The following is a 17,635-nucleotide window of genomic DNA, read 5'->3' as shown; positions in this document are numbered from 1 at the left end:
AGGAGAGAATATGAGTTACAAATACGAAGAGCTTGATAAGAGGCTTATAAGCGTTGCTCCATCGAAAAGACAGGTGGAGTACCAGCAGAGAGAGTTTTATGGATTTATCCATTTTACAGTAAATACATATACCAATAAGGAATGGGGCCTTGGGGATGAATCACCTGAGATATTTAATCCTTATGACTTAGATGCAGAGAGCTGGGTAAAGGCAGCTGTAAGTGCCGGAATGAAGGGGTTAATCCTTACCTGCAAGCACCATGACGGCTTCTGCCTCTGGCCATCCAAGTATACAGAACACAGTGTAAAGAACTCTCCGTATAAAGATGGTAAGGGAGATATAGTTAAGGAATTATCAGATGCCTGCAAGAAGTATGGCATTAAATTTGGAGTATATCTTTCCCCTTGGGATAGGAACTGTGCCGTATACGGTACAGGTAAGGAGTATGATGACTTCTATATCAATCAAATGACTGAACTTCTTACAAACTATGGGGATGTCTATACCTTCTGGATGGATGGAGCCTGCGGTGAAGGTCCTAACGGCAAGAAACAGGTATATGACTGGGAGAGATATTATGCTAAGGTTAGGGAATTGCAGCCTGAGGCTGTACTATCCATCTGCGGTCCTGATGTACGCTGGTGTGGCAATGAAGCCGGTGTAGTGAGAAAAAGCGAATGGAGCGTAGTATCAAAGCTTATGACATCTCCGGCTTTTACAGCAGAGCTTAGTCAGAAAGAAGACAACGAAGAATTTAGAAAAAGAGCGATAGATCCAACCAATGAAGAGCTTGGAAGCAGGGAAGTACTGGAAAATGAGCCTGAACTTGCCTGGTATCCTGCTGAGACTGACCTATCCATCCGTCCCGGCTGGTTCTACCATCCTGAAGAGGATGATAAGGTAAGAAGTCTTGAGAACTTAAAGGATATTTACCTAAAATCAGTTGGAGGTAATACAGCCCTTCTACTCAATGTCTGCCCTATGAAAAACGGAAGATTCCACGAAAATGACACTAAGAGGCTTGCGGAGCTGGGAGATTTCATAAGGGAGAGCTTTAAGGATAATCTTGCTGATAAGGCAGAAATTATCTCGATACCTGAAAAGGGAGACAGGGGAGAGGATATAAGCAGTGTAAGAGTAGATGACTACGAGACTTACTTTAAGACTGAGGATGGAAAAAGAGAGCTTTGCATAGAGCTTAAGTGGGAAGAAGGAGTAAAGGCTTCTTACTTGGTATTAAAAGAAAATATACTGCTAAGCCAAAGAGTTGAAACATTCAAAGTATATGAGAAGGCTAAGGAGGAGGACTATAAAGAAGTCTATGATGGAACGGTAATAGGCTACAAGAGGATTGTTGCTTTAAGTGGAAAAGAATTAACGGGCATAAAAATAGAAATAACAGATTCAAGAATAGCACCTGCCATATCTTTTGTAGGAGTATATTAAATCTCCACAGTCCACCGAGAGCTTTTTTGGGTGGCGGATGCCTAATGTGATAAAACGTAAAAAACGAGGAAGCATATACTTCCTCGTTTTTTGAACTCTTTTGCAAGCAAGAGCTAATCGAATTCTATACTTCCCACACCTGTATAAATCTAACTTATTTATCAAGGTAACGCATACGTTCCTTTTCTTTTTCCTTTTTCTTTTGAACCACTGGCTTTGGCTTCTCATAGGCATTATCCAGGTTATTTATCATCTTAGCCTTGCACTCCGCACAAAAACGTCCGGTTCTAATCATCTTGCCACAGTTATCACACTCAAGACCGATACCGGATTCCTGCGAGAAGGAAAGGCGTTCCTCCCTAATCCATTTTTTAATCTGAGGAATAGAAACCTTACATTCTTTGGCTACGGTATTTATATTAGCATGAGGGTTTTCACGGATATAATCCTTAGTTATCGCAAATTTCTTCTCGAGTTTTTTCATACAATTGGGACATAGCCTTGGACCTGAGGTGTAGTTGAACAGATTGCCACAAGCTTTGCAGTTTGTTACTTCCATCTATAATCATTCCTTTCCAAATATTATAATGCTGTACTGATGAGGGCCACAGAGGATAATGAAGCCTTAAATCCCGTTAACACCTGCTTCGCTAGCCTATGTAGCTCTTACTGAGGCCACACAAAGTACGTAAACCTTGTCACTGCCTGCATCCTTAAGTGCTTTTGCACAGGCATCGGCTGTACTTCCTGTGGTATAAATATCGTCAATGAGGAGGACATTCTTTATATAATTTCCGTAATATTTTGAATTTTTATTTACACGGAAGGCCTCTCTTAGGTTTGCCCGCCTTGCAATGTGATCAAGGTTCTTTTGAGCAAGGGTGTTCTTTGAGCGTAGAAGATAATCCTCGGAGACAGGCAGTCCAAGCCTCTCTGCTAACTTTACAGCAATCAGTGCAGATTGATTGAAACCACGAGTCAAAAGTCTGTCAGCATGGATTGGGACCGGAACCAGGATATCTACCTCCAGTTTATCTATAAGAGGGGCAAAATGTTCGTATAGTTTGTCGGCGTAATAGTCTGCAAATTCCCTCCTGCCCTTGTACTTAAAGGCGGAAAGTGAAGCCTTAACCGTGTTGTTATACGGCCACAGAGAAAAAGCCTTCTCAAAGCTAAAACTGTAGCGTAAACAGGTGTCGCAGTACTCGGCCGTCTCCGATATTATCTGTCTTCCACACTTGTAGCAAAGAGGAGGAGCTACGGGCTTAAGTATATCCTTGCACGTATCACATACCCTGTTCCCCCTTGGTATAACGATGTCATCACAGACAGGGCATCTTGTAGGATACAGCAGATTAAGCAGTCTCTTAAACATACTACCTCCAAAGTGGTGTAGGGTAGACGGCATGCTCTATAAGGTCATTTAGAGACGCCTTCACCTTCTCTCTATCCTCCTTAAAGGTAACTCCGAACCAATTAGCTGAAGTCTTTACCACCTCTACATCTATCTCGCCGTCTTTTAAGAGCTCATTAACTGCATTTGGTATGAGGAACTCAGCCTTCAAAGGATCATTTTTATCAAGGCTATCGAGAAAGGCCAAAAACTTTTTCTCAAGCAGAGGAAAGATTGAAGGGGTAAAGCCCATCATATTCATGGAAGCGGTGTCAGTTAACGAGAGACTCCGCTTATTGCCTGAAGCGTCAAGGCCAACAACTTTGTCACCTTCCCTTTCTATGCCATAAGTTTCTTCTATAGATATAAGTCTGCCACCTTCGTCGCATTTACATATGCCCCTGGTCACCTTTCCGTTGTCGCTTAGAGTGTTCTTAAGGGTATAACCAGCCAGGCAAAACCTTGGCTTTTCAAGGTTAAGTATTGTGTTTGAAAGGAAAATCTGAGATTTTACATAGGGCTCCCTTCCATAGAAATCATCGGCATTTATTATAAGAAAAGGCTCATCTATGTATTCCTTAACGGAAAGTATGGCCTGGCCGGTGCCCCAAGGCTTTGTACGGCCTTTAGGAATGTCATATCCATCTGGAAGGTCCTCTAAGGACTGGAAGGCAATATGTATAGGAACATTTGCAGTTTCCATTATCCTATTTCCGATGACTTCCATAAAATCATCATATATATCTTCTCTTATTATAATTACAATCTTATCAAAACCCGCTTTAACAGCGTCAAAAATAGAATAATCCATTATTATTTCGCCACCCGGTCCAAAGGAGTCGAGCTGCTTGATACCGCCGTATCTGCTCCCCATGCCTGCGGCCATTACTACTAAGGAAGTAATATTCATACCAAAGTCCCCCGTATCTTATCTAATCCCCAATGTGGGTTTATTACAATAATAACACAATGCTTAGTTACAGTCAAAAGGAAGATTATTCTATGAGCGTAGAATAAAATTTAATAAATTATATCTTCTACAAATGTAGTAAGAAAAAATATAAATATTACAAATATTAAAAAAATCTTAAGTAGGAAGGCCTTGCCTCCCGATAGGCTTGAATACTGAATTGTTTTGGCAAAAGCCAGTGTGGCAGAATTGCGTATTTATTACAAAAATTACATGATTTAATTCAAAAATTATCTACAAAAGGTTGACAAAAGAATTTTACTGTGGTATGATTTCATTTGTACAGTTAATAAATTTGTAACATATTGATTGTAAATTAAGTTATGAAGGTTCTTTTCAAGGAGGAAACTTATGCGTCGTAAAGATTTTATCCGCAGATGTGGGATGGGAGTAGCAGTTGTTGCAGTATCAGCAGCAATGCTTTCAAATAATGGGGAAGTTAAGGCCGGAAGTAACGCTAAGATTAGCGGACTTGCAGGTATTTCGCTTTTTGTTGATAACGCCTATGTACAGGGAGAGAACAGAGTAGTTAAGACTAAGCTTGACTCAGTAGTTCCTGTTGACAAGGTTCTTAGTTCTTTTAATTCTGATTTAGTTTCTGCATTTGGCCTTGATACCGAATCACTTGAAGGTGTAGTTGAGGATAACCAGACAGCTACAGCACCTGCGATAAGCGCAGACCAGCAGTCAGATGATTCTGACGATGGCGAGGAAGAAAATAAGAGTGCTGACGAGATGGAATCAACTGAAGATGAAGTTAAGTCTAAGTATGAGAATATTGGTATTTCAATTGCAGACCCTTATGTAAATATAAGGAAGAAAGCAGGAGAAGACAGCGAGATTATCGGAAAGCTTTATAAAGGAAGCAAGTGTGATATTCTTGAGACCAAAGGCGACTGGGTTAAGATTGAATCCGGTAATGCAAAGGGATTTATTAAGGCAGAATATTTAGCAAGAGGATTTGATGCTGAAAAGCTTATAGACGATTATGGCACAAAAGTTGCTGAGGTTAAGGTAGAGACTCTTAACGTTAGATTTGAAGCAAATACCGATTCAAGGATTGCAACTCAGATTCCGGCAGGAGAGAAGCTCCTTGTGTTAAAGCAAAAGGGTGATTGGTATGAGGTTGCTGTCAGCGATGGTGATGGTGATGATGACAGGATTACCGGTTGGGTTTTAGCTGACTATGTAAAGGTTAAGATTCAGTGGAAGCACGCTATTACTATTAAAGAAGAAAAGGCTGAAGAGGCAAGACAGGCAGCGGCTGAAGCAGCGTTAGAGGCACAGCAGGCAGCACTTAAGGCTGAGCAGGATGCAGCAGCTGCAAGACAGCAGCAGGCAGCACAGCAGGCACAGGCTCAGGCAGCAGCACAGAGACAGGCTAGACAGAGACAGACTCAGGCACAGACCAAGAATACACAGAAGGCCGTAGCACAGACACAAACACAGACTAAGGTACAGACAAGTGCTGCAGGAAGTGGAAAGGGTCAGAATATCGCAAACTTCGCACTTAACTTTGTAGGCAATCCTTATGTATGGGGTGGCACAAGTCTTACAAGAGGTGCTGACTGTTCAGGATTTGTAATGTCAGTATATGCAAATTTTGGTATCGGTCTTAACAGAACATCAAGAGCACAGGCTTCTAACGGCTATGCAGTTGGCATGGGTGAGTTACAGCCTGGAGACTTAGTATTCTATGCTGCCAACGGAAGAAGCATTTCACACGTTGCTATCTATATTGGTGGTGGAAGAGTTGTACACGCAAGTACTCCTCGTACAGGCATCATAGTATCATCTGTATATCATCAGACACCTTGCTGTGCGAGAAGAATCGTTAAATAATTAAACATGAATTTATATAGGCTATCATATCTATAGATGTATCCATTTGGATATTCTAAAGATATGGTAGCTTTTTTATTCTGAAGATATGGCAGCGTTTTTATTCTGAATATTCTGAATTAAAGAAAGTTTATAATAAACTTGACAAAGGGCGCTTTGTGTAAATTGCACAAAAAATGTAAAATTAAATTGTGCGTATCAAGGTTGTTAAAATTTCTGAGGTGGATAATCATCAAAATTTATCCACAGGATTTATGTCGAAACTAAGTCAATTAATGGTTATACACAGAGTTATCCACAATATCCACAAAAATTTAAGGTATATCCACCCTGTCAAGGATGAAAATCTGTTTTGTCTGTATTGATAAAAATGTGTAAATGCACTAAAAAAGTATATTCAGACTTGACAGATATTATTTGAAACATTTTAGATATCATAACAGTAATATTCAGATAATAAATAGAATAGAGCAGAAAATTTTTTAAGATATATTTGATTTTTATATTACTTTATTGTATAATAAAGATAGCCCGAAACCCATTTAATGGGGTATAAACCAAGGCTGTAACAAAGTATTACAGCAGAAAGAGGTATTGTATGAAATATGTTATAACAGGAAGAGGTACCAACGTTACAGACGGACTTAGGAGTGCTATTGAAGAGAAGCTTGGTAAGCTTGAACATTATTTCGCACCGGATACAGAGGTTCATGTTACCCTTAAGGTAGAGAAAGACAGACAGAAGGTTGAGGTGACTGTACCGGTTAAGGGACATATCATAAGAGCCGAGCAGGTAAGCGATGATATGTATGTTTCTATTGATCTTATAGAAGATATAATTGAAAGACAGCTTAGAAAATATAAAACAAAGATAGTTGATTCAAAGCAGAATGTAGGAAGCTTTACCTCCGAATTTATGCAGGAAGATGACTATGAAGATGAGGATGTGAAGGTTATCAGGACTAAGAGGTTCGCAGTGAAGCCTATGGATCCTGAAGAAGCTTGCGTACAGATGGAGCTTCTGAATCATAGCTTCTATGTATTTAGGAACGCAGAAACAGATGAAGTGAATGTTGTTTACAAGAGAAAAGGCGGAGATTACGGACTTATTGAGCCTGAATTCTAATATGAGATTGTGAACAAAATGTAAAAAATGCCCTTCGGGGCATTTTTTTATTGAAACATTGTAAAAGTAATGATAAAATGGATAACATGAGTAAATGTATCACGATATATAAGTGAGTCTGATTTACCGATATATATTTTAACCCAAGAAATTGGGAAAAATCGAGCAAAAGAGGAAGATTATGAGTTTTATTGAGAAGATTTTTGGAAGTCATAGTGAAAGAGAAGTAAAGAAGCTTAAATTTGCAGTGGATAAGATAGAAGAACTGGGACCTGCAATGGAAGCTTTAAGTGATGATGAATTAAAAGCTAAGACAACAGAGTTTAAGGAAAGACTCGCAAAGGGTGAGACCCTTGACGACCTCCTTATCGAGGCTTTTGCGGTAGTACGTGAGGCTGCTTGGAGAACTCTCGAGCAGAAGCCATACAGAGTTCAGATTATGGGTGGTATCATTCTTCATCAGGGAAGAATTGCAGAGATGCGTACAGGTGAAGGTAAAACTCTCGTATCTACCATGCCGGTTTACCTCAATGCACTTGAAGGAAAGGGCGTACACGTAGTTACCGTCAATGACTACCTGGCAAAGCGAGATAGTGAATGGATGGGACAGGTTCATTCTTTCCTTGGGCTTACAGTTGGATGTATATTAAATGATATGGAGCCTGAAGAAAGAAGAGAGGCTTATAACTGCGATATTACTTATGCTACCAACAACGAGCTTGGTTTCGATTATCTTAGGGATAACATGGTTATCTATAAGAATCAGCTTGTACAGAGAGACCTCCACTACGCGGTTATCGACGAGGTCGACTCCGTGCTTATTGATGAGGCAAGAACTCCTCTTATCATCTCAGGACAGAGTGGAAAGTCCACCAAGCTTTATGAGCTTTGTGATATTCTTGCAAGACAGCTTAAAAAAGGTGAGGCAAACAAGGAACTTAGCAAGATTGATGCCATTATGGGTGAAGATGTAGTCGAGACAGGTGATTTCATAGTAAATGAGAAAGATAAGAATGTAAGCCTTACTCTCGATGGTGTGGCTAAGGTGGAAAAATTCTTTAATATAGAGAACCTTGCTGATCCGGAAAATCTTGAGATCCAGCACAATATCATCCTTGCTCTTCGCGCACACTACCTTATGTTTAAGGATAAGGACTATATAGTTAAGGATGATGAAGTTCTTATAGTTGATGAATTTACAGGCCGTGTAATGCCGGGTAGAAGATATTCGGATGGTCTTCACCAGGCTATAGAGGCTAAGGAAAAGGTTAAGGTTAATAGAGAAAGCCGTACTCTTGCAACCATCACCTTCCAGAACTTCTTTAATAAGTATAAGAAGAAAGCCGGTATGACTGGTACAGCTCTTACAGAGGAAAAGGAGTTTAGGGATATCTATGGTATGGACGTTATTACCATTCCTACCAATCGCCCTGTACAGAGAATTGACCATGATGATGCCGTATACAAGACAAGAAAAGAAAAACTTAATGCCATTGTTGATAATATAGCAGAAGCCTATGAGAAGGGGCAGCCTGTACTCGTAGGTACCATTTCCATTGAAAAGTCTGAGGAACTCTCTGATATGTTGAAGAAGAGACATATCCCTCACAAGGTACTTAATGCTAAGTTCCATGAACTTGAGGCTGAGATAGTTGCTGAGGCAGGTCAGAAGGGAAATGTAACAATCGCAACCAACATGGCCGGCCGTGGTACCGATATTAAGCTTGGTGAAGGTGTGCTTGAACTTGGAGGTCTTAGAATCATTGGTACTGAGCGCCACGAATCAAGACGTATAGATAACCAGCTCCGTGGCCGTGCAGGTAGACAGGGTGACGTGGGTGAGTCTAAGTTTTATCTCTCCCTTGAAGACGACCTTATGAGACTCTTTGGTTCAGAGAAGCTTAAGACCTTGTTTGATACTATGAAGCTTCCTGAAGGTGAGGAGCTTAACCACAAGATGCTTACTGGCGCCATCGAAAGAGCGCAGAAGAAGATAGAGAGCAACAACTTCAGTATCCGTAAGAATCTCCTTGATTACGATAAGGTAAACAATGAGCAGAGAGAGATTATCTATGCGGAGAGAAGAAGGGTACTTGACGGAGACAGCATGAGAGAGGTTGTCTACAAGATGATAACCGAAACTGTTGAGAACAAGGTAAATATGTGCATAGGTGATGATTCTGTTGCAGAAGATTGGGATATTGCTGAACTTAACCGTTTGCTTTTGCCTATCTTCCCATTTGAAGAGATTAAGCTTACAGAAGAAGAGCGTAAGCACATGAGAAAGAGTGACCTGGTTCAGAAGCTTAAGGAGCAGGCAGTTAAGCTTTATGAGGAGAAAGAGGCTGAGTTCCCGGAGCCTGAGCAGTTAAGAGAAATTGAGCGTGTCATCCTTCTTAAGGTTATTGATACCAAGTGGATGTCACACATAGACGATATGGATCAGCTTCGCCAAGGTATCGGACTTGCAGCTCTCGGACAGAAGGATCCTCTTGTAGAGTATAAGTTTGCAGGCTACGATATGTTTGATGACATGACTACTGCAATCAGTGAAGATACTGTACGTGCACTTATGCATGTAAGGATTGAGGAGCCTGTTGAAAGAGAAGAGGTTGTAAAGGTAACCGGAACCAACAAGGATGAATCTGTAGGTAAGGCACCTGTAAGAAGGGCTGAAAAGAAGATTGGTCCTAATGATCCTTGTCCTTGTGGAAGTGGAAGGAAGTACAAACATTGCTGTGGAAGGACTAATTAGTTATCACATGAATAACTTTTGAATGGAGTTACAGACATAATGAAAAAAATCGAAGACTACATTAGAACAATACCTGATTTCCCTGAAGAAGGGGTTATGTTTAGGGATATAAGCACAGTCCTGTCTGACAAGGACGGACTAAGGATGGCAGTTGACCAGATGGCAGCTGCGCTCGGTGATGAAGACTTTGACATTGTTATCGGGCCTGAGTCAAGAGGATTTATCTTTGGAGTACCTATAGCCTACAATATGCATAAGGCTTTCGTACCTATCAGAAAAAAGGGTAAGCTGCCAGGAGAAACCGTATCTGTAGAGTATGACCTTGAATACGGATCTGCTGAGCTTGAAGTCCATAAAGATGCGATAAAGCCCGGAGATAAGGTTGTTATCGTTGATGATTTGATTGCAACCGGAGGAACTACAGAGGCCATATGTAAGCTTATTGAGAAGCTTGGCGGGAAGGTAGCTAAGATAGTTTTCCTTATTGAGCTTGAAGGCCTTAAAGGGAGAGAGAAGCTTAAGAACTATGACATGGTTTCTATAGTAAAGTATCCGGGAAAGTAGATTTGCTTATAGTGGGCGTCAGTTCTGTGGCGCTCATTTTGTTTTGTGAGAGTTTTGGCAGGGTGTAAGATGCACCTTAAGAGTATATACATTCGGGGGAAATATGAGTGTTATTGTTGAAATATTAAAGGCTATTATATTTGGAGTAGTTGAAGGAATTACAGAATGGCTTCCTGTAAGCTCTACCGGGCACATGATTATCTTACAGGATATTATGCCGTTAAATGTGTCAGAAGGCTTCTGGAAGATGTTTAATGTGGTTATTCAGCTGGGAGCCATTATGGCTGTAGTATTACTTTTCTGGAATAAACTATGGCCTGTTAAGGAAGTAAAGGGTAAGAAATATCTCAAAATGGGTACTATGAAATTGTGGGCGAAGATAGTTATAGCCTGCCTTCCTGCTGCTGTAGTAGGTATTGCACTCGATGACTTCATAGACGAACATTTCTACAATCCAAGTATGGTGGCAGCTGCACTTATAGTGGTAGGTGTTATCTTCATATTGATTGAAGGGAGATTTGCTTATATTAAGAAAACAACGGTAACAAAGCTGTCTGAAATAACATATAAAGAAGCTCTCATAATAGGAGTGTTTCAGCTTCTGGCAGCTATTTTCCCGGGGACATCAAGGTCTGGCGCTACTATAATAGGAGGGCTTATGTTAGGGCTCTCAAGAAAGGTTGCTGCTGAATTTACATTTTTCCTTGCTATTCCTGTTATGTTTGGAGCGAGCCTCTTAAAGACTGTAAAGTATCTGTTTGCAGGGGGGATAGCGTTCACCGGTCTTGAAGTCATGATACTTATAATTGGCATTGTTACAGCCTTTGTGGTTTCAATATTTGTAATAGGAGGATTGATGAACTATATCAAAAAGAGGAATTTCATGCCTTTTGGCTGGTATAGAATAGCCTTAGGTATAGTGGTAATAATCTACCAAGCTTTGCGCTAATCTTGATTTTTAGAGCTAATGGAAATATAATAGTCTTCATAAATATCCGATAAGAAAGGATGGTCTTTTTAGGCTTAGGTAAGGTATATGGCAGATAACGAAAAAATAGTTGTAAAAGATGCGGAAGAGGTAAGAAGTAAGATAACTGATTACATGTCTTCCAATGAGAGTATTAAGAAAAAAATGATGGCTTCTGAAAAGGAGCTTGATTCGTTTGCGGAATTTACGCCTAAGGAAGAACTTTTTGATAAGTTAGTTAAGACCATATACGAATATCATCCTTCAACAGATATCAGCCTTATTAAAAAAGCCTATGAACTTGCCGACAGCTGTCACGAGGGACAGCTTAGAAAGTCCGGAGAGCCTTATATCTGCCATCCTCTATGTGTAGCTATCATACTTGCAGAGCTTGAGCTTGACAAAGAAACCATCATAGCAGGAATATTACACGATGTCATTGAAGACACGGCCTGTTCTCCTGAAGAAATAAAGGATATTTTTGGAGAAGAAGTTCTTCTTCTGGTTGACGGAGTTACCAAGTTAACTCAGTTACAGTATTCAAAAGATAAGGTAGATGTTCAGGCTGAGAACCTTCGTAAGATGTTCCTTGCTATGGCAAAGGACATAAGGGTCATCCTTATTAAGCTTGCTGATAGACTTCACAATATGCGTACTATGGAGTATCAGTCTCCTGCAAAGCAGATAGAAAAGTCCAGGGAGACTATGGACATATATTCTCCTATTGCACAAAGACTTGGTATCAGCAAGATTAAGGTTGAACTGGATGACTTATCCTTGAAATATCTTCATCCTGATGTCTACAAGGATTTGGATGAAAAAATCAGAGAAAAAGCCCTTGAAAAAGGTGAATTTATAAAGTCTATAGAACAGGAAGTGGCTGAGCACATTAAGGCAGCAGGCATAGAAGCTACTATCGGAGGCAGGGTTAAGCATTATTTCAGCATTTACAAGAAAATGGTAAATCAGAATAAAACCCTTGACCAGATTTATGATGTATTTGCAATCAGAATAATAGTGGACAGCCTCAAGGACTGTTATGCCTCCCTCGGTGTAATACACGAGATGTATGTGCCTATTCCAGGCAGGTTTAAGGACTATATAGCTATGCCTAAGTCCAACATGTATCAGTCCTTGCATACTACTGTAATAGGGCCTAAGGGGCAGCCTTTTGAGATTCAGATTCGTACCTACGATATGCATAGAACGGCTGAATATGGTATTGCAGCCCATTGGAAATACAAGGAAGGCAGTGACGGTAAGAACAATAAGGCCAGCGAGGAAGCAAAGTATAACTGGCTTAGACAGATACTTGAATGGCAGAAGGACATGTCTGATAATAAGGAGTTTTTAAGCGTCATTAAAGATGACCTAAACCTCTTCTCGGACAGCGTTTACTGCTTCACTCCTACAGGAGATGTAAAGAATCTGCCTGTTGGTTCTACACCTATAGACTTTGCTTACAGCATCCATTCTGCTGTAGGTAATAAGATGGTTGGTGCAAGGGCAAACGGCAGACTTGTGACCATTGACTATGTTATCCAAAACGGTGACAGAATTGAGATTATAACCAGCCAGAACTCAAAAGGGCCAAGCCTTGACTGGCTTAAGCTGGTAAAGAGTACCCAGGCACGGTCTAAGATAAATCAGTGGTTTAAGACAGAACTTAAGGAAGACAACATAACCCGCGGCAAAGAGCTTATGGCTAACTACGCTAAGTCACATGCCTATGTGCTAAGTGACCTCTTAAAGCCTGAATTTATGCAGATTTGTATGCAAAAGTACGGCTTTAAGGACTGGGAGTCTATTTGCGCGGCTGTTGGTCGTGGAGGCCTCAAAGAAGGTCAGATTATCAACAAGTTAGTAGAAGAAAAGAAGAAAAAAGAAATATCTGAACTTACTGATGATGATATTCTTGATAAATACGAAGACCAGTCCGTTACCCCTGCCAAGACCAGCCGTTCAAAGGGCGGAATTGTAGTAAAGGGCATACATGATGTGGCTGTTCATTTTTCAAAATGCTGCTCTCCGGTACCGGGGGATGAAATTGTTGGTTTTGTGACAAGAGGAAGGGGGATTTCCATACACAGAACTGACTGTATCAATGTGATGAATCTTCCTGAGGAGGATAGAAAGAGGCTTATTGAGGCTGAATGGTCGCCTGAGGCCACTTCTCAGACAGATAAGCTCTACACTACTGAAATAAAGGTGTATGCAAACAACAGAAGTGGACTTCTTATTGAGGTGTCAAGAGTATTTACAGAGGCCGGCATCGATATAACTTCGGTTTCTGCGAGAACCAATAAGCAGGGAATAGCTACTCTTGATTTGATGTTTGAGATAAAGGGAAGAAATCATCTAAACAGTCTTACCTCAAAGCTTAGAAGCCTTGACGGAGTAATCGATATAGAGAGGACAGCAGGCTGATGAAGATAGAAGTTGAAAAGCTGGTGCTTGGAATGGTAAGCACCAATGTATATTTAGTATTTTACAATGGAAACTGCCTCATTATAGATCCATCTGATGAGGCAGAGAGGATAATAGACTGCATTGAGGAGAGGAAGGCAAAGTCACTTGCTATCCTTTTAACTCATGGGCATTTTGACCACATTATGGCTGCCCCTGCCCTTGCTAGGAAGTATGGCATCAAAATATATGCAGGAGAGGCTGACAGGCAGCTCTTAGAGGATTCTAATCTTAATCTATCGAGAAGATTCTTAGGCGAGGATTTTACATTAGAGGCTGACGAGTACGTAAAAGGTGGCGATGAGCTTCGGTTTGAAGGCCTTAAGTTTAAGGTCCTGTATACTCCGGGGCATACTGTGGGAAGTATCAGCTTTTATACGGAAGACCTCGCTGATAATGAGGCTTTTAAGAAGGCTGCTTTTACGGGAGATACCTTATTTGCAGGAAGTGTGGGCAGGGTTGATTTACCTACAGGAAATGAAGACACAATGAAAAGGACGCTTAATGAAGTGATTAAGAAGCTGCCTCCTGATACAGCAGTATTTCCGGGGCATGGAGCTGCCACAACCATTGAAAGAGAGATAATGCACAATCCATATTTAAGATAAATTGAATATGAAAATTACTGTAACTTTATCATAGGGTGTCAATGCTTTGCCGCCCATATCATATAATGTTTAGAAAGAAAATCGGATGATTGAAATCAGACTTGAAGACGCATCCTTTGAACAGGATATAAGACCTTTAGTTCGAGCATTTTTTAGCAGGGAAGATATGAAGGTTATTATATGTGACTTTGAAGAACCTCAAGAGGTGGACGCAAAAGTCTCTGGCTACGTGCTATCAGTTCATAATGATGAGAAGTTGATAGAAATGTGGTTCAAGGATGATATGAAAAAGACTGTAAGAAAAAAATATGAGTACAGTGAAATAGAAGAGGATAGAAGATTATACAAAAATGAACTAAAAAAGGTATTATACTCCATACTAAAAGAGTATACGGGTGAAGAGCTTCCTTGGGGAACTCTTACAGGAATCCGTCCGACTAAGATAGCCTGTGACTATATAGAAGAAGGCAGATCTGATGAAGAAGTAAGAACGTTTTACCACGAGCAGTATCTATGTGGAGAGGAGAAGACAGAACTTTCTATAGAGATAGCCAAAAAGGAGAATTCTCTTTTAAGGGGAATGGATTATAAAAATGGATACAGCATTTATATAGGAATTCCATTTTGTCCAACTACCTGTCTATACTGCTCATTTACCTCTTATCCAATTGGTACATACAAGAAAAAGGTAGGAGAATACTTAAAAGCACTTTTCAAGGAAATAGATTTTGCCTCAAACATCCTACCTCATAAAAAGTTAACTACAGTCTATATAGGAGGTGGTACACCTACCGCACTTTCTGCGGAGGAACTTGAGCTTTTAATTGACTACATCAATACGAAGCTTCCTATGGCAGGGGTTAAGGAATTTACCGTAGAGGCAGGAAGGCCTGACAGCATTACGAGAGAGAAACTTAAAGTAATGAAAAGGCTTGGCGTGAAGCGTATGTCCATCAACCCTCAGACCATGTCTGATAAAACACTTAAGTTCATAGGAAGGATGCACGATGCAGAATCTGTCAGGACTGCCTTTCATATGGCTAGAGAAGAGGGGATGGAAGATATCAATATGGACCTCATTGTGGGGCTTCCGGGAGAGAGTGTAAAGGATACCGAATATACTCTATCTGAGATAAAAAAGCTAAACCCTGATGATCTTACAGTACACGCACTTGCAATAAAGAGGGCGGCATCACTTAAGCTAAAGCTTGATGAACTTTCAGATGTCATCCCTATGGATACTGCGAGGCAGCAGGAGTTAACTTATGAATATGCAAGGGAAAACGGTTATGAGCCATATTATCTTTACAGGCAGAAAAATATAGCTGACAACCTTGAAAATGTAGGCTATGCAAGACCTGGCAAGGAAGGCCTCTACAACGTTCTTATTATGGAAGAAAAACACCCTATCATAGGACTTGGAGCAGGCTCGTCCTGTAAGTTTGTATTTAGAGATGGCAATAGAATCGAGCGTACTGAAAATGTAAAATTTGTTATGGACTATATTGAACGAATTGATGAGATGATTGAGCGTAAAAGAAAATTTTTAGAAGAATTTGGAGAGATGCTATAATGATAAAAGCTGACATCAACTCAGGCTGTAAGCTGTCCCACGAAATTGTTTTAGAAATTGATTTGGATGACTTGATGAAACACGGTATAGTTGTGAGCAATCTGGCTGAAATGGTGGCAAAGGAGCTGGGAGAGCCTTCTGAATTTGTTGAAAAAATGGCTCAGGCAGGACTTTTACACGATATAGGAAAGCTTCGAATAGCTAACTATCTCTACGGAAGGAAGGATGGAGAGCTAAAGGTTGAAGAAATTAAATATGTAAGGATGCACTCCGTGCTAAGCTATGGTATACTAAAGAAACAGGGCTACGAGCATACCATACTTGATGCAGTTCTTTATCATCACGAAAACTATGACGGCTCAGGCTATCCTAACAACCTAAAAGGAGAAAACATACCGCTTGGAGCAAGGATACTTAGGATTTGCGATGTATTCGGAGCTTTGGTGGCGCATAGGCCTTATAGGGATGCCTTCACTGTGGACAAGGCTATAAGACTTATGATAAAAGAGATTAAGAACTATGATATGGCTTGTTTTCTTGCACTCCAAAGAATAGTAAACAGCGAAAGTTTTGGCAAGTTGTCACAGATAATAGAAGATAATAAGAAAAGCAGCAAAAATATATATCAGAAAACATCAGTTAATTTAGACTTGTGGTAAGGAGAGATATGATTACAAACAGACCAAAGGGAACCCAGGACTGGTTCGGGGAAAATATGTGGAAGCGCACCAGGATAGAGGCTATAGCAAGGGAACTTTGTGCGGCTTACAATATGGGAGAAATTATAACCCCTGCATTTGAACATACTGTACTTTTCAACAGGAGCGTTGGCGATACTACAGATGTAGTACAAAAGGAAATGTATACCTTTAAGGATAAGGGTGACAGGGAAATAAGCCTCAAGCCTGAAGGAACAGCGGGAACTATAAGGGCTTATCTTGAAAATAATCTCTATGCACTTCCTCAGCCCATCAAGATGTTCTACTTTACTCAGGCTTTCAGATATGAGAGACCTCAGAGTGGAAGGCTTAGACAGCACCACCAGTTTGGTGTGGAGTTCGTAGGTTCTCCCGAGCCTATAGTTGAGGTTGAACTCATTACACTTATAAGCGAATTTATTAAAAGAATTGGCTTAAAGGATGTAAAACTTCACATCAACAGCATAGGTTATGGTAAATGCAGACAGAATTACAATGATGCCCTTGTGAACTATCTAAAAGACTATGAGTCAGAGCTTTGCGAAGACTGTAAGGTGAGGATGAAGAAGAATCCTTTAAGGGTAATTGACTGTAAGGTACCAAGCTGTAAGGCTATAGTCGAGAAGGCTCCAAGGACAATCGACTTCCTTGATGAAGAGTGTAGGGAGCATTTTGAGAAATTAAAGACTATGTTAAGTGAGCTAGGCATCCCTTATGAAGTAGATACAGGGATAGTAAGAGGGCTTGACTACTACACTAAGACAGTGTTTGAATTTGTGGATAAGGATGGTTTCACCCTCTGTGGAGGCGGAAGGTATGACGGACTTATCAAAGAAATAGACGGTAAGCAGGATATTCCTGCGGTAGGCTTTGGTATGGGTATCGAGCGCATACTTTATTTTCTTGATAAAGAGGGGGTAAGCCTTGGTGAAATGCCTCATCCTAAGCTATATGTAGGTGTGATGGGGGATGAAGTTAGGAGTAAGGCCTTTGAAATAGTTACAAGACTAAGAAATAAGGGCATTATAGTGGAAACTGATTATCTCGACCGCTCGGTAAAGGCACAGATGAAGTATGCGAATAAGCTGGGAGTAGACTTTGCTGTGGTTATTGGTGAGAATGAGATAGAGAGTGGTGTAGTTATGCTAAAAGAAATGGAAACAGGAACCCAGACTGAAGTAAAACTGGAAGATTTGGAAGCAAAGTTTATTTGCGGATAAGGAGAT

14 protein-coding genes are annotated in these 17,635 nt (G+C 40.5%); 11 read left to right on the top strand and 3 right to left on the bottom strand.

Annotated features, from left to right (window positions below; all coding sequences use genetic code 11):
- Positions 1-10 precede the first annotated feature (10 nt).
- Positions 11-1,447, top strand: a complete 1,437-nt coding sequence (locus ACO6HM_RS02800) for an alpha-L-fucosidase (protein ID WP_485389664.1) — start codon at positions 11-13, stop codon at positions 1,445-1,447.
- Positions 1,448-1,601: 154 nt separating this feature from the next.
- Here the strand turns inward: ACO6HM_RS02800 and ACO6HM_RS02795 are convergent, their stop codons facing one another.
- The 3 genes from ACO6HM_RS02795 to ACO6HM_RS02785 form a co-directional block, all read right to left on the bottom strand.
- Positions 1,602-2,006 carry a flagellar protein gene (locus ACO6HM_RS02795; RefSeq protein WP_208428217.1) on the bottom strand — a complete coding sequence of 135 codons (405 nt, stop codon included), beginning with the start codon at positions 2,004-2,006 and terminating at the stop codon, positions 1,602-1,604.
- Between the two features lie 96 nt (positions 2,007-2,102).
- A complete protein-coding gene (locus ACO6HM_RS02790; protein WP_485389663.1) occupies positions 2,103-2,822 on the bottom strand; it encodes a double zinc ribbon domain-containing protein in 720 nt (239 codons plus the stop codon).
- A 1-nt stretch (position 2,823) separates the two neighbouring features.
- Positions 2,824-3,750 (bottom strand): nucleotidyltransferase family protein, encoded by a 927-nt coding sequence (locus ACO6HM_RS02785; RefSeq protein WP_485389662.1) that lies wholly within the window; start codon positions 3,748-3,750, stop codon positions 2,824-2,826.
- 411 nt (positions 3,751-4,161) lie between these two features.
- Here ACO6HM_RS02785 and ACO6HM_RS02780 point away from each other — a divergent pair, with 411 nt between their 5' ends.
- From ACO6HM_RS02780 to hisS, 10 genes are all read left to right on the top strand, one after another.
- Positions 4,162-5,652: a C40 family peptidase gene (locus ACO6HM_RS02780; RefSeq protein WP_485389661.1), complete on the top strand. Its 1,491-nt coding sequence runs from the start codon at positions 4,162-4,164 to the stop codon at positions 5,650-5,652.
- Positions 5,653-6,250: 598 nt separating this feature from the next.
- The gene (hpf, locus tag ACO6HM_RS02775) at positions 6,251-6,778 is read left to right on the top strand and encodes a ribosome hibernation-promoting factor, HPF/YfiA family (protein ID WP_208428221.1); all 528 of its coding nucleotides are present in this window, start codon (positions 6,251-6,253) and stop codon (positions 6,776-6,778) included.
- A 181-nt stretch (positions 6,779-6,959) separates the two neighbouring features.
- Positions 6,960-9,533: a preprotein translocase subunit SecA gene (gene secA / locus ACO6HM_RS02770; protein WP_485389660.1), complete on the top strand. Its 2,574-nt coding sequence runs from the start codon at positions 6,960-6,962 to the stop codon at positions 9,531-9,533.
- Positions 9,534-9,572: 39 nt separating this feature from the next.
- Entirely contained in the window at positions 9,573-10,097 is a 525-nt protein-coding gene (locus tag ACO6HM_RS02765; protein ID WP_485389659.1) for an adenine phosphoribosyltransferase, read from the top strand.
- Between the two features lie 112 nt (positions 10,098-10,209).
- The gene (locus ACO6HM_RS02760) at positions 10,210-11,046 is read left to right on the top strand and encodes an undecaprenyl-diphosphate phosphatase (RefSeq protein WP_485389677.1); all 837 of its coding nucleotides are present in this window, start codon (positions 10,210-10,212) and stop codon (positions 11,044-11,046) included.
- A 153-nt stretch (positions 11,047-11,199) separates the two neighbouring features.
- Complete coding sequence (locus ACO6HM_RS02755) at positions 11,200-13,491, top strand: RelA/SpoT family protein (RefSeq protein WP_485389676.1); 2,292 nt, start codon at positions 11,200-11,202, stop codon at positions 13,489-13,491.
- The gene (locus ACO6HM_RS02750) at positions 13,491-14,138 is read left to right on the top strand and encodes an MBL fold metallo-hydrolase (protein ID WP_485389658.1); all 648 of its coding nucleotides are present in this window, start codon (positions 13,491-13,493) and stop codon (positions 14,136-14,138) included. The genes ACO6HM_RS02755 and ACO6HM_RS02750 overlap by 1 nt, the downstream gene beginning before the upstream one ends.
- A gap of 85 nt (positions 14,139-14,223) precedes the next feature.
- Entirely contained in the window at positions 14,224-15,711 is a 1,488-nt protein-coding gene (gene hemZ / locus ACO6HM_RS02745; protein ID WP_485389657.1) for a coproporphyrinogen dehydrogenase HemZ, read from the top strand.
- Positions 15,711-16,370: an HD-GYP domain-containing protein gene (locus tag ACO6HM_RS02740; protein ID WP_485389656.1), complete on the top strand. Its 660-nt coding sequence runs from the start codon at positions 15,711-15,713 to the stop codon at positions 16,368-16,370. Before hemZ ends, ACO6HM_RS02740 begins: the two co-directional genes overlap by 1 nt.
- A gap of 8 nt (positions 16,371-16,378) precedes the next feature.
- The gene (gene hisS / locus ACO6HM_RS02735; RefSeq protein WP_485389655.1) at positions 16,379-17,629 is read left to right on the top strand and encodes a histidine--tRNA ligase; all 1,251 of its coding nucleotides are present in this window, start codon (positions 16,379-16,381) and stop codon (positions 17,627-17,629) included.
- The last annotated feature ends 6 nt before the right edge of the window (positions 17,630-17,635 follow it).

This window comes from Catonella sp. (genome assembly GCF_057250765.1).
This window is presented reverse-complemented; position numbering and strand designations above follow the sequence as displayed.